Source organism: Streptomyces sp. WAC07094, from assembly GCF_036320405.1.
Classification (GTDB): domain Bacteria; phylum Actinomycetota; class Actinomycetes; order Streptomycetales; family Streptomycetaceae; genus Streptomyces; species Streptomyces lannensis.
The window spans coordinates 794,449-807,717 of the sequence record NZ_JAVMJZ010000001.1; the positions used below are offsets into that span (position 1 = coordinate 794,449).

Genomic DNA, 13,269 nt, shown 5'->3' on the forward strand with positions numbered 1-13,269 from the left:
CCCGGAGCCGTACCCCGGCTCCGGGACTCTCCGATGCCCAAATCTCTCCGACAGGTGAGGGAAGTTCCGTGCAGTTCCGCCAACAGGCCCTCGCCAAACTGCAGTCGCCCGAAGAGCTCGACCTCCCGGTGCGCTTCGCGCGCCCCCAGGGCTGGCTCGTACTGAGCGTCACGGTGATCGCCATGGCCGCCGCGTCCGTGTGGGCCGTCACCGGCTCGGTGCCCTCCACGGTCGGCGCCCCCGCCATCCTCACGCACGGGGAAGGCAGTTACATCCTCCAGAGCCCCGTGGCCGGACAGGTCACCGCGGTCCTGGCCAAGGAGGGTCAAAGGCTCCCCGCCGACGCCCCGGTCCTCCAGGTACGTACGAACGAGGGCGACGCGGTGGTGCGCACGGTCGCCGCGGGCCGCATCACGGGACTTGCCGCCACCATCGGCCAGATCATCCAGACCGGGACGAACGTCGCCGCCGTGGAGAAGGTCGCGCACGCCTCCGATCCCCTGTACGCGACGGTCTACGTCCCCGCCGAGACCGCCGCCTCCATCCCGGCCGACGCCTCCGTCGACCTCACCGTCCAGTCCGTGCCCGCCCAGTCGTACGGCGTGCTGCGCGGCCATGTGCGGTCCGTGGACCGCACGGCCCAGTCGGCGCAGCAGATCGCCGCCTTCCTCGGGGACAGCCAGCTGGGCGAGCAGTTCACCAGGAAGGGCCGACCGGTGGCCGTCCTCGTGCGCCTCGACCCGTCGAGCCGCACGAAGAGCGGCTACAAGTGGTCGTCGGCGGAAGGCCCGCCGTTCACCCTCTCCTCCATGACCCTGGCCACTGGCTCGATCCGCCTGGCCGATCAGCGTCCCGTCGATTGGCTCCTGCCGTGACCGCTCCCCAGGACACATTGCCCCCGGTGCGGGGCAGACGCCGTGCCGCACCGCCCAGGCGCACCGTGCCCAAGGGCCGGCAGAAGACCGTGCGCACACCCACCGTGCTGCAGATGGAAGCCGTCGAATGCGGCGCCGCCTCCCTGGCGATGGTGCTCGGTCACTACGGCCGGCACATCCCGCTCGAGGAACTGCGCATCGCCTGCGGTGTCTCCCGCGACGGCTCGCGCGCCAGCAATCTGCTGAAGGCGGCCCGCAGTTACGGCCTGACGGCCAAGGGCATGCAGATGGACACGGTCGCGCTGGCCGAGGTCAGGTCGCCCGCGATCCTGTTCTGGGAGTTCAACCACTACGTCGTCTACGACGGCATGGGCCGGCGCTTCGGCCGCCGGGGCGTGTACATCAACGACCCGGGCAAGGGACGCCGGTTCGTGCCGATGGAGGACTTCGACACGAGCTTCACCGGGGTCGTCCTGGTCATGGAGCCGGGCGAGGGCTTCACCAGGGGCGGCCGCCGGCCGGGCATCATGGGCGCGATGCCCGCACGGCTGCGCGGCACTTCGGGAACGATGCCGGCCGCCGTCCTCGCGAGCCTCCTCCTGGTGGTGGTCGGTGCGGCGCTGCCCGCGCTCAGCCGCACCTACATCGACATGTTCCTCATCGGCGGGCAGACCTCGCTGCTGGGGGTGCTCTTCACGTCGATGGGCGCATGCGTGGTGCTCACCGTCGTACTGACCTGGCTGCAACAGGCCAATCTGCTGCGCGGCCGCATCATCTCCTCCACGCTCTCCAGCGCCCGCTTCCTGCGCCATCTGCTGCGGCTGCCGGTGACGTTCTTCGCCCAGCGCAGCCCGGCCGACCTGGTGCAGCGGCTCCAGTCCAACGACGCGGTCGCCGAGACCCTGGCCCGCGACCTCGCGGCGGCCGGCGTGGACGCGGTCGTGGTCGTGCTCTACGCGGTGCTGCTGTACACCTACGATCCCCAACTGACCTTCGTCGGCATCGGCGTGGCACTGCTCAACGTGGTGGCCATGCGGGTCGTCGTACGGCTGCGGGCCACCCGCACGGCCAAGCTGCGCGCGGACAGCGCCCGGCTCACCAACACCGCGTACACCGGTCTGCAGCTGATCGAGACGATGAAGGCGACCGGCGGTGAGGACGGGTACTTCCGCAAGTGGGCCGGCCAGCACGCCACCACACTGGAGGAGCAGCAACGGCTCGGCGCGCCCAGCGCATGGCTCGGGGTGGTGGCGCCGACGCTCGCCACGCTCAACAGCGCGCTCATCCTGTGGATCGGCGGTCTGCGGGCGGTCGAGGGCCATATCTCGATCGGTCTGCTGGTCGCCTTCCAGGCCCTGGTGACCCGGTTCACCGCGCCGATCACCCGCCTCAACGGGGTCGCGGGCCGTATCCAGGACTTCGCGGCGGACGTGGCGCGGCTGAAGGACGTGGAGAACTTCCAGGCCGATCCGCTCTACGGGCGCCCCGGCTCCGGGGACTCGACCCGCAGGCTGCACGGCCATGTGGAGCTGGAGAACATCACGTTCGGCTACAGCCCGCTGGACAAGCCGCTGTTGAGCGGCTTCAGCCTGTCGCTCGGGCCGGGTCAGCAGGTGGCGCTGGTCGGTGGCTCGGGCAGCGGCAAGTCCACGGTGTCCCGGCTGATCTCCGGTCTGTACGCCCCGTGGGAGGGCGTGATCCGCATCGACGGCCAGCGCCTGGAGGACATTCCGCGCGGCGCCCTCGCCGCCTCGGTGTCCTTCGTCGACCAGGACGTCTTCCTCTTCGAGGGCACGGTCCGCGACAACGTGGCGCTGTGGGACCCGTCGATCCCGGACGACGCGGTGGTCTCCGCACTGCGGGACGCGGCCCTGTACGACGTCGTCATGCGGCGCCCGGGGGGCATCCACAGCCGGGTCGAGCAGGACGGGCGGAACTTCTCCGGCGGTCAGCGCCAACGCCTGGAGATCGCACGGGCGCTGGTGCGCGACCCCAGCATCCTCGTGCTCGACGAGGTGACCAGCGCCCTGGACGCGGAGACCGAGCAGATCGTGATCGACAACCTGCGCAAGCGCGGCTGCGCGTGTGTGGTGATCGCGCACCGGCTCAGCACGGTGCGCGACAGCGACGAGATCGTCGTGCTCCAGCACGGCACGATCGTGGAACGCGGGCGGCACGACGCCCTGGTGGCGTCCGGCGGCGCGTACGCCGATCTGGTCAGGGAGCGGTGACATGACGGCGGTTCACGAGGGCGACCTCGTTCTTGATGCCCTCGGCCAGATGGGAGCACCGGTCGACTGCTCCGGGACGGGCCGGCTCGATCTGCAGGGCCCGCAGGTGCTCTGGCTGGTCGCCTCCGGTGCCCTGGACCTGTTCGCCGTGGACGCGGCCGTGCAGGGCCACTGGCACCATCTCGGCCGTCTGGAGGCGGGCTCCCTGCTGCTGGGCCCGGTCGCGGGTCCCCAGCACACCATGGTCGCCCGGCCGGTGCGCGACTGCGTGGTGCGCCGCATCCAGCTGCGCGAGCTGTACCAGCCCGTCGACACCCAGACCTGGTCGTACGACGCGTACGGCAACCCCCAGTACGTGCCGCCGACGACGAGCCCGCTGGAGTACGCACTGGCGCTCGGGGTCGGCCGGGGCCTGTCGATCCTCTTCCAGGCGCCGATGGCCACCGATCGGGCCGCCGACATCACCGACGACGACGTGTTCTGGATGCAGGTCCCGCCGGGCAGCGTCCAGTACGGCTCCGTGTACGGCGCGGAGGCCGCGGCCGACCTGCTGATGGACCCCGCGGTCTGGCAGGGCATGGTCGACCAGCAGTACCGCCTCCTCGCCGCCCTCGACCGGTGGATCGAGCAACTGGAGCGCACCCACGAGACCCGCACGGCCGCAGGCATCAAGGCGGGCGAGGCGGTGCGCGCCCAGGCCGACCGCACACTGCTCGCCTCGATCGGCAAGACATCGGCGAAGAACACCACGGCGGCCGACACCGACGCCACGTACTCGGCCTGCCGGCTGGTGGCGCGTGCCGCCGGGATCACCCTTTCCGAGCCCGCGCAGAGCGGCACGGAGAGCGACCGGCTCGATCCGGTGGAACGCATCGCGCTGGCCTCCCGCGTCCGCATCCGCACCGTCCGGCTGCACGGGCGCTGGTGGCACGAGGACGTCGGTCCGATGGTGGGCCTGAGGGCCCTGTCCGGCGCGCCCGTCGCGCTGCTGTGGCGGCGCGGCGGATATGTCGCGGTCCAGCCTTCGTCGGGGCGGGAGACGCCGATCGAGAAGGCGAACGCCGCGGAGTTCGAGCCCCGGGGCGTGATGTTCTACCGTCCGCTCCCCGAACAGCGGTTGAGCCCGCTCCGGCTGCTGCGCTTCAGTGTGTGGGGCACACGCGGCGATCTGTCGGCCCTGCTGCTCAGCGGGCTGGTCACCGTCGCCATCGGCGCGCTGGTGCCCATCGCCACCGGCAAGGTGCTCGGCGAGTTCGTGCCCCGGGCGCAGGAGGGGCTGATCGTCGAGGTCTGCCTCGCCCTGATGGTCAGCGCCGTGGTGGCGGCGGCGTTCATGCTGCTGGAGAACCTGACGATCCTGCGCCTGGAGGGGCGGATCGAGGCCACGCTGCAACCCGCGGTCTGGGACCGCCTGCTGCGGTTGCCGACGAAGTTCTTCACCGAGCGCTCCACGGGTGAGCTGGCCAGCGCCGCGATGGGGATCAGCGCCATCCGGCGGCTGCTCGCCGGGGTCGGTCCGGTGGTCGCCCAGTCGGTGACGGTGGGCGCCATGAACCTGGCGCTGCTGCTCTGGTACAGCGTGCCCATGGCACTGGCCGCGATCGGCATGCTGGTCGTCATCACGGCCGTGTTCCTGGGGCTCGGGCTGTGGCAGGTGCGCTGGCAGCGGCGGTTGGTGCGGCTCGGCAACAAGCTGAACAACCAGGCGTTCCAGACTCTGCGCGGTCTGCCGAAGCTGCGCGTCGCGGCGGCCGAGAACTACGCGTACGCGGCCTGGGCGCGGGAGTTCGCACACAGCCGCGAACTCCAGCAGAAGGTCGGCCGGATCAAGAACCTGACCACCGTGATGGGCGCCGTCTACCTGCCGTTGTGCTCACTGCTGCTGTTCATGCTGCTCGCCGGGCCGGCCAGGGGTGCCCTGTCGGCCGCGGGATTCCTCACCTTCACCACCTCGGTGACCATGCTGCTCACCTCGGTCACTCAGCTGACCGGCGCGTTCGTCTCGGTGGTCGCGGCGCTGCCGCTGTTCGAGGAGATCAGGCCGGTGCTCGATGCCACACCTGAGGTGCGCACCGCGAGCACGCGCCCGGGTGTGCTGTCCGGCGCCGTCGAGGCCCGCCAGCTCTCGTTCCGGTACTCCGACGACGGCCCACTGGTCCTCGACGACGTGTCCTTCTCGGTGAGGGCGGGCGAGTTCGTCGCGGTCGTGGGCCCGAGCGGCTGCGGCAAGTCCACCCTGCTGCGCCTGCTGATCGGCTTCGACAAGCCCGTCTCGGGCAGTGTGCTGTACGACGGGCAGGATCTCTCGGCGCTGGACCAGTCGGCGGTGCGCCGTCAGTGCGGAGTGGTGCTCCAGCACGCTCAGCCGTTCACCGGCTCGATCCTCGACGTCATCTGCGGGACCGAGCCCTACACGCCGGAGGAGGCGATGGCCGCCGCGGAGATGGCGGGCCTCGCCGAGGACATCAAGCGGATGCCGATGGGCCTGCACACCATCGTCCAGGGCAGCGGCGCGGTCTCCGGCGGCCAGCGGCAGCGACTGATGATCGCGCAGGCGCTGATCCGCCGGCCGCGCATCCTGTTCTTCGACGAGGCGACGAGCGCGCTGGACAACGAGACCCAGCGCAAGGTCATCGAGTCGACCCGGGCCCTCAACGCCACCCGCATCGTGATCGCCCACCGGCTGTCCACGGTGCTGGACGCGGACCGGGTCATCGTGATGGAGGACGGCAAGGTCGCCCAGCAGGGCCCGCCGGCGCAACTCCTCGCGGACACCTCCGGGCGGCTGCACGAGCTGGTGCGCCGTCAGATGGCGTGATCCGTCAGGAGCCGCCGGGGACGGGAGCTCCCGAGGGGATCCCGGCCGCGACATAGCCTTCGTAGAACGCCTTCCAGGGGCTGCTCGTCCCGGCGTGCGGGCCCTCGAAGCGCTCGCCGCGCGCCTTGGCGTCCAGGGCGGAGAGGCACACCTCCCAGCCCGCGCCGTTGCGTGCGGCGGTGTTCCGCTCGCCCAGCACGTTGGTGAGCGTGAACCGGGTGCGCTTCTCCTCCACCGCCTCCAGGTCGAAGCGCAGTTCGTCGCCGCCCCACTCGAAGGAGAGGTGCCGGGGCGCGTCGACGGCCACGACCGTGCCGGTCGACTCGGGCATGTTCGGGTCCCCGCTGAAGGTGACGGTCCCGCCGGGGCGCAGCTCGAACTCCGCGCGGGAGGGGAACCACTGGGCGAGTTCGTCGGGATCGGTGACAAACCGCCAGACGCGCTCGACGGGGTGGTCGTAGACACGGCTGAAGCGGACGGCGGGGCGGCCGTCGTCGAGGGTGACATAGGTGCCGGTGAGTTCGGCGGCCATGGCGGATCAGTCCTTCGCAGAGGGTTCGTCGTTGTCGTCCGAGGTTTCGTCGAGACGCCGCCCCAGCGCGTCCAGGCTGCTGTTCCAGAGCCTGCGGTAGGGGGCGAGCCAGGCGTCGAGGGCGGCGATCGGGGCCGGTTCGAGCGTGTACACCCGGCGCTGCGCGTCCTGCCGCACGCTGACCAGGCCCGCGTCGCGCAGCACCTTCAGGTGCTTGGACGTGCCGGGCTGGCTGAGACCGCACGCGTCGACGATCTCGCCCACGGTCCTCGGCCGCTCCAGGAGCAGAGCGACGATGGCCCGTCGGTGGGGGTCGGCGAGTGCGTTCCACAAGGGGGCTTCGGACACCGCTTCAATATGCCCCAACGGTTATATTCCCGTCAAGGCATGTTCGGAGCTTCCCGCACGCCCTCACACTCCGCAGGCAGGCGGCGGGGGCCGGCCGGTGTGACCTGGCGCACGCACCTATCGAAACGTTGCCGTTTCGCGGAAACACGCCTACGCTCCAAGTGTACGAAACGGTTTCGTTTACGAATCCGTGACCCGAGCGACGACTTTCCCTGGAGTGGTTCTCCGATGACCCAGACGGTCAAGGACGGCGCCCTCACCAGTGCCGTGGACGCGCCCCCGGCGGCTTCACCGAAGCGGTGGTGGATCCTCGCGATCATCGCGATCGCCCAGTTGATGGTGGTCCTGGACGCCACCATCGTGAACATCGCCCTGCCGTCCGCCCAGGCGGACCTGGGCTTCTCCGACGCCAGCCGGCAGTGGATCGTCACCGCCTACGCGCTGGCGTTCGCGTCCCTGCTGCTCCTGGGCGGACGGACGGCCGACCTCTTCGGACGCAAGCCCGCCTTCCTCGTCGGGGTCGTCGGCTTCGCGGCGGCCTCCGCGCTGGGCGGGGCCGCGACCGGCTTCGGCATGCTGGTCACCGCCCGCGCCCTGCAGGGCGCCTTCGGCGCGCTCCTCGCACCGGCCGCGCTGTCACTGCTGAACACCACCTTCACGGACGCCCGTGAGCGGGCGAGGGCCTTCAGCGTGTACGGCGCCATCGCGGGCGCGGGCGGCGCGGTCGGGCTGCTGCTCGGCGGTGTGCTCACCGACGCGCTCGACTGGCGCTGGACCCTCTATGTGAACGTCGCCATCGCCGTGGTCGCCTTCGCCGGCGGCTGGATCCTGCTGGGCAACCACCGGGACGCCGCGAACTCCAAGCTGGACGTGCCGGGCACGGTCCTGGTCGCGGGCGGCCTCTTCTCCCTGGTCTACGGCTTCTCCAACGCCGAGTCGCACCACTGGGGTTCACCGTTGACCTGGGGTTACCTGGCCGCCGGAGGCCTGCTGCTCGCGGCCTTCGCCTGGTGGCAGACCCGCGCCGCGCACCCGCTCCTGCCTGTGCGCGTCCTGCTCGACCGCGACCGGGGATCGTCGTTCGTCGCGGTGCTGATCACCGGCGCGGGCATGTTCGGCGTCTTCCTCTTCCTGACCTACTACCTGCAGTTGAACCTGGGCTTCAGTCCGACGAAGACCGGCGTTGCCTTCCTGCCGATGGTCGGCGCGCTGATGGTGACGGCCCAGCTCGGCACCACGGTGCTGCTGCCGCGGATCGGCCCGAAGACCGTCATCCCGCTGGGTTTCGCGATCGCGACGGTCGGCATGGCCTGGCTGACCGGCATCGGACTCGGCTCGCACTACGCGAGCGCGGTGCTGCCGCAGCTGATCGTGATCGGCGTGGGCCTCGGTCTGGTGATGCCGACGGCGATGCAGCTCGCCACCGGCGGGGTCGCGCCCGAGGACGCGGGTGTCGCCTCCGCGACCGTCAACGCGATGCAGCAGGTGGGCGGTTCGATCGGCACGGCGCTGCTCAACACACTCGCCGCGAGCGCCGCGACCGACTACCTCGCCGGCAGGAACCCGGCCGACAGGGCGGCCCGGGCGCAGGCGACCATCGAGAGCTACACCACGGCCTTCTGGTGGTCGGCGGGACTGTTCGCCGTGGGCGCGGTCGTCGCATTCCTGCTCTACCGCCGCGGCACACCGCAGCCCGGCCCCGGCGATGCTCCGGTCGTCCACATGTGATCAGTCCGCCGAGGCCGAGGGGCCGCCGTCCGCAGGGAGACGGCGGCCCCTCCCGCCGTTGTGGTGACGGGCGGCAGCGGCGGCCAGGCGTGCCTGCTGGGCGATCTCGTCCCCCCGAACGGCGGGCCGGTACACGACGAGCTTGCCGGGCCGCTTCTCCAGCCGCAGCGCGCCGGTGGCCGGGTGGATCTCGCCGTCGTACGCGAACGTGTCCGCGCCCTCGAGGCCGTCCAGCTGCACCCAGGACACGCGCTCGGCCCGGTAGACCCGGGAGCGGCCGAGCGCTCCGGCGAGGGCCGAGACCACCACCCTGGTGCGAGCGAGCCGGTGATCGCCGTCGATGACGCGCAGATCGAGCAGTCCGTCGTCGAGGCGGGGCCTGAAAGCGGGGGCGAAGCCGTCCGGGGCGTAGCGGCAGTTGCCGGCGAACAGCAGCCACAACCGGCGGGAACGGCCGTTCAGGGACAGCTCGACGGGGGTCGCGTCACGCAGCACCCGCACAAGCGCCAGGCCGGCCGCGGGCCACTTGCCCCAGCGCCGCTCGAGCCGCTCACGGAGGCGGACCAGGTCGGGGTAGAGCCCGATGCTGAAGGTGTTCAGGAACTCGACGGGCTCCGCATCGGGGCCCCGGCCCGCCACGGGTGCGGCCACCGCGACGTCCACGCTGACGGCGTCGCCCCGCACGACCGCGGACGCGGTGTCCTCGGGGTGCGGCACACCGACGTCGAGGGCGAAGTGGTTGAGGGTGCCGCCGGGGAACACCGCGAGGGGCAGCCCGTTCCTGGCGGCTTCCCGGGCCGCCGAGTTGACCGTGCCGTCTCCGCCGTACACCCCGAGCGCGCCACCCCGCTCGACTGCCCGTCGCACCGCACGGTCGAGCAGTGCGGCGAAGTCGTCGTCCGGGCCGCACTCGACGATCTCGGCGCGGGGCAGGAGTTCCTCGATCAGGACGGCGGGCGGCAGCGCGGCGGGCCCGGCCCCTGATCCGGCGCGGGCGTTGACGAAGACGACAAGCCCGTCGCCGTCGGGCAGGGCGGGCGCTTCGGCCGGCCGCCGTTCCGGCTCCGCGCTCGCCGGGCGCGGCGGCCACCAGCGGCAGGTGAGCACCGCGGCGCCGACCCCGATCGCCGCCCCGGCCAGGACGTCTCCGGGATAGTGCACGCCCACGTAGACCCGGGAGAACGCCACGGCCGCCGCGACGGGTGCGACCACTGCCCCGTAGCGGGTCGATTCGAGTGCGACCCCCGTGACGAACGCCGCGGCCGAGGCGGAGTGACCGGAGGGGAAGGACGTGCTCCGGGGCTGCCGGGTGAGATGGCGGACCGACGGCACGAGGTCGAGGAGCGGGCGCGGGCGCCGGGCGCTCCACTTGACGACGGTGTTGACGGTGAGCGAGGCGATCGCGAGCGAACCGATCCCGCGCAGCGCGGCCCGGCGGGCCCTGTGACCCCCGAGCGCGGCGAGTGCGGCCGCCGTGCCCAGCCACAGCCGGCCGTGGTCGGCGCCACGGCTCAGCCGGGTGAGCGCCGGATCGGCACCCGGCACCCGGGCGGTGGCGACCCGGGTGAACAGACGCTGGTCCAGCTCGCCGAGGATGCGCATGCTCCACGGCTACCGGGACGGCGCCGCGCCGGCATCCGGGGCGCGCCCAACCGGTGACGGGACTGGCCCGCGCGGCCCAGCGGGACGGACCGGTCCCGCAGCGCCGGAACGCACGGCCACCGGCGCAAGCGGCACCGGAACGCACGGCCACCGAACGCAGCCGGAGCCGGGACCACGGGGCCCTTCCCGCCGGAACGGATCGCCCCGGGCGCCGACGGCCACCGGCTCGCGCGGGGTCGGCCCGCGCCGGCACGCAGCGGCGGCCCCGGTCGTCGAGGAGCCGGTCCATCACGGATCAGTCCTCTGCCGCGTCATATGGGTATGACCATCACTCTTCGACCGACTCCGCCGGTGGCCCACCCCGCCGAGGACTCCGGCGCGGTGTCCCCGCGGGCGGCGGCCTCGGGTCTGTGTGCCACGCATGCCACAGGTGCCACACATGCCATGAGAACCTCCCGCAGAAGTCCGGTCCGATGATCACCGACCTGCATCTGGACGTGCGTGGACCAGGGCTGCGCGCCGGGCTCACACACGCTCTTCGGGAGGCCGTGCGCATGGGGCGGCTGGCGCCCGGCACCCTGCTGCCACCCTCACGTTCGCTCGCCGCCGATCTCGGCGTCTCCCGCAACACCGTGGCCGACTCCTACGCCGAGCTCGTCGCCGAGGGGTGGCTCACCGCGCGGCAGGGCTCCGGCACCCGGGTGGCCCGCCGCGCCGAACCGAACCCGGCCACCGCCCACCCGGCCGCCCGGCCGAAACCCGCACGGCAGCGTCCTGCCTTCGGATTGCAGCCGGGGTCACCGGACCTTGCCGGATTCCCCCGCAGGGCGTGGCTCACCGCCGCGCGCCATGCGCTGACCGCGGCACCGAACGATGCCTTCGGCTATGGCGACGCCCTGGGGCAGATGCGGCTCCGCACCGCCCTCGCGGACTATCTGGCACGGGCCCGTGGGGTGTACGCCGTGCCGGAGCGGATCGTCGTCTGTTCCGGCTTCCATCACGGTCTCGCGCTGATGGCACAGGCGCTCAGGACGCGGCTGGTACGGGCGGTGGCCGTCGAGTCGTACGGTCTCGACCTCCATCGCGAGCTGCTGACCGGCGCCGGCCTTCGAACCGCTCCCCTCCACGTCGACGAACACGGCGCCCGCGTCGGCGACTTGGCGCGGCTGCGCGGAGTCGGCGCGGTGCTGCTGACACCAGCGCACCAGCACCCGACCGGCGGCACACTGCACCCCGACCGGCGCACGGCGGCTGTGGACTGGGCGTGCTCCACCGGCGGGCTGATCATGGAGGACGACTACGACGGGGAGTTCAGATACGACCGTCCGCCGGTGGGCGCGCTGCAAGGGCTCGCCCCGGAGCGGGTGGTGTACTTCGGCTCGGTGAGCAAGTCCCTGGCCCCCGGTGTGCGGCTCGGCTGGATGGTGCTGCCGGAGGAACTGGTCCCGGAGGTCGTGGCGGCCAAGGGCCACGGCGACTACATGTGCAGCGCCCTGGGGCAGTTGACGCTCGCGGAGTTCATCACCTCGGGCTCGTACGACCGTCATGTGCGCTCGATGCGACTGCGCTACCGGCGGCGCCGCGACGAACTGGTGTCGGCCCTGGCCCGGAGGGCGCCCGCCGTCCGCGTGACCGGTCTGGCCGCCGGACTCCTGGCGGTCCTCGAACTACCCCGCGGAACCGAGTCCTCGGTCGTCCGGGCGGCTTCCCGGGAGGGCCTCGCGGTGACCGGGATCGCGACGTTCCGCTACGAACCGGCGGGATCGGCACCGGAGTTGCCCGGAAGAGACGCGCTCGTGGTCAACTACGCGGCTCCCCCCGACAGCGCATGGGCCTGTGCACTGGACACCCTGTGCAGAGTGATGCCGTGAACCGCGGCCGCACCCGCCCGGGATTGCGCCGCTGTCGCCCGCCCGAGGACATATCAGCCGGCCGTTCATGGACGTCGCCGGGAGCCAGGAGAAGAGGACCCGGATGAACGGCCGCCAAGGCATCGCCCCCCTGTCCGAACTGCTCGAAGAGCGACGGTATCTGCTCGGCCTCGCATACGGTCTCCTCCGTTCCGCGTCGAGGGCGGACGACGCGGTCGAGGAGACATACAGACGCTGGTATGCCATGGACGACGGCGAGATACCGAACCCGAGAGCATGGCTGGCCGACACGCTGGTGACTCATTGCCGGTCGCGCCCGGACGGGCTGGGCGAGCCCGGGGCGTACGACCCGCCGGGGCTCGCGGGGCGGGGCCACGACAGCGCCGCGGCGCGGGACGCCCCGGCACCCGGGGCCGCCGCCGAGTCCCTCGGCGCGCTCGGCCCCGGCAGGAAGGGGGCGTCGCCGGGTGGCGAACCGTCCGGCGACGCCGCACCGGGTGTGCGCCGGGTCCACGATCACGGGCCGCGGTACGAAGCCGTCGGGGAACTGGCCCGGCAGTCCTTGCGCGCTTTTGCGGCCGGGCGTGTGACGGCGGAACAGCACCGGGCGGTCGTCCGTGAGTTCCGGACGGCGTGCGAGACGGGTGACCGGGGCCGTCTGGCGGCTCTCCTCGCCCCCGACGTCTCGGCGGTCTTCGACGGGGGCGGCAGGATCCGGACACCGGAACATCCCGTCGGCGGGGCCCCGCACGTGGCCCGAAGCCTTGCCACGTTGCTGACTCCGAGCCCCGGCCTCGCCCTTGCCGAAGCAAGCGTGAACGGCCGGGCCGGGCTGGTGGTGAGGTGCGGCGGCCGGGTGGCGGCGGCTGTCACCCTGGACCTTCGCGCTCACCTGATCATCAACGTCTGGCTCGTCCTCAACCCGGACAAGCTGCGCGGATGGAACAGGTCATGACGGGTGGGCCGCAAGCGGCACCGCACCCGCCGTCGCGGTCCAGCACGTCACATACGCGCGCGCTGTTCCGTCATATACAGGTGAGAGTGAAGGCCCGACCACCGGCAGCGCAGACGCTGCGGGCCGGGGTCATGGAACCGTCGCACAGTGACCATAGCCTCTGCCTATCATCGTCCGCGCATCTGCGTCTTGGACGTTATGGTGCGGGCGTTCCTACCATCCCAGACATGACACTCAGCGTCAGCTCAGGACCGCGGCCGGCGGGCTGCGCCACGTGCACCACTTCGGCAGCCGTACCCACGACCGTGC

9 protein-coding genes are annotated in these 13,269 nt (G+C 72.0%); 6 read left to right on the forward strand and 3 right to left on the reverse strand.

The genetic code is table 11. From position 1 onward, the window contains the following. Nucleotides 1-68 precede the first annotated feature (68 nt). Genes RCR19_RS03550 through RCR19_RS03560 form a run of 3 tightly spaced genes read left to right on the forward strand, consistent with a single transcriptional unit; the run spans nt 69 to nt 5,924 of the window. On the forward strand, nt 69-875 hold the full coding sequence (locus RCR19_RS03550) for an HlyD family efflux transporter periplasmic adaptor subunit (RefSeq protein ID WP_331263715.1): 807 nt from the start codon (nt 69-71) through the stop codon (nt 873-875). Next, the gene (locus tag RCR19_RS03555) at nt 872-3,106 is read left to right on the forward strand and encodes an NHLP family bacteriocin export ABC transporter peptidase/permease/ATPase subunit (protein WP_079050326.1); all 2,235 of its coding nucleotides are present in this window, start codon (nt 872-874) and stop codon (nt 3,104-3,106) included. Before RCR19_RS03550 ends, RCR19_RS03555 begins: the two co-directional genes overlap by 4 nt. Before the next feature lies 1 nt (nt 3,107). After that, nucleotides 3,108-5,924, forward strand: coding sequence for an NHLP bacteriocin export ABC transporter permease/ATPase subunit (locus RCR19_RS03560; protein WP_331263716.1), 2,817 nt, complete (start codon nt 3,108-3,110; stop codon nt 5,922-5,924). A gap of 4 nt (nt 5,925-5,928) precedes the next feature. On the opposite strand, the gene RCR19_RS03565 is transcribed toward RCR19_RS03560, so the two are convergent. Then, on the reverse strand, nt 5,929-6,456 hold the full coding sequence (locus RCR19_RS03565) for an SRPBCC family protein (RefSeq protein ID WP_331263717.1): 528 nt from the start codon (nt 6,454-6,456) through the stop codon (nt 5,929-5,931). Between the two features lie 6 nt (nt 6,457-6,462). Next, complete coding sequence (locus tag RCR19_RS03570; RefSeq protein ID WP_331263718.1) at nt 6,463-6,804, reverse strand: metalloregulator ArsR/SmtB family transcription factor; 342 nt, start codon at nt 6,802-6,804, stop codon at nt 6,463-6,465. A gap of 228 nt (nt 6,805-7,032) precedes the next feature. On the opposite strand from RCR19_RS03570, the gene RCR19_RS03575 reads away from it, so the two are divergent. Beyond that, entirely contained in the window at nt 7,033-8,532 is a 1,500-nt protein-coding gene (locus tag RCR19_RS03575) for an MFS transporter (RefSeq protein WP_331263719.1), read from the forward strand. Here RCR19_RS03575 and RCR19_RS03580 read toward each other — a convergent pair whose 3' ends face one another. Further along, entirely contained in the window at nt 8,533-10,134 is a 1,602-nt protein-coding gene (locus RCR19_RS03580; protein ID WP_331263720.1) for a phosphatase PAP2 family protein, read from the reverse strand. It abuts the gene before it with no gap. Between the two features lie 473 nt (nt 10,135-10,607). Between RCR19_RS03580 and RCR19_RS03585 the strand changes: the two genes are divergently transcribed. Next, nucleotides 10,608-12,005: a PLP-dependent aminotransferase family protein gene (locus RCR19_RS03585; RefSeq protein WP_331263721.1), complete on the forward strand. Its 1,398-nt coding sequence runs from the start codon at nt 10,608-10,610 to the stop codon at nt 12,003-12,005. A 67-nt stretch (nt 12,006-12,072) separates the two neighbouring features. Continuing rightward, nucleotides 12,073-12,960 carry an RNA polymerase subunit sigma gene (locus tag RCR19_RS03590; RefSeq protein WP_331263722.1) on the forward strand — a complete coding sequence of 296 codons (888 nt, stop codon included), beginning with the start codon at nt 12,073-12,075 and terminating at the stop codon, nt 12,958-12,960. The last annotated feature ends 309 nt before the right edge of the window (nt 12,961-13,269 follow it).

Excerpts from the sequence above, each read along its gene's own strand:
- RCR19_RS03560 (WP_331263716.1), top strand. The coding sequence starts at position 3,108 with ATGACGGCGGTTCACGAGGGCGACCTCGTTCTTGATGCCCTCGGCCAG.
- RCR19_RS03565 (WP_331263717.1), bottom strand. The coding sequence starts at position 6,456 with ATGGCCGCCGAACTCACCGGCACCTATGTCACCCTCGACGACGGCCGC.
- RCR19_RS03575 (WP_331263719.1), top strand. The coding sequence starts at position 7,033 with ATGACCCAGACGGTCAAGGACGGCGCCCTCACCAGTGCCGTGGACGCG.
- RCR19_RS03580 (WP_331263720.1), bottom strand. The coding sequence starts at position 10,134 with ATGCGCATCCTCGGCGAGCTGGACCAGCGTCTGTTCACCCGGGTCGCC.
- RCR19_RS03585 (WP_331263721.1), top strand. The coding sequence starts at position 10,608 with ATGATCACCGACCTGCATCTGGACGTGCGTGGACCAGGGCTGCGCGCC.
- RCR19_RS03590 (WP_331263722.1), top strand. The coding sequence starts at position 12,073 with ATGGACGTCGCCGGGAGCCAGGAGAAGAGGACCCGGATGAACGGCCGC.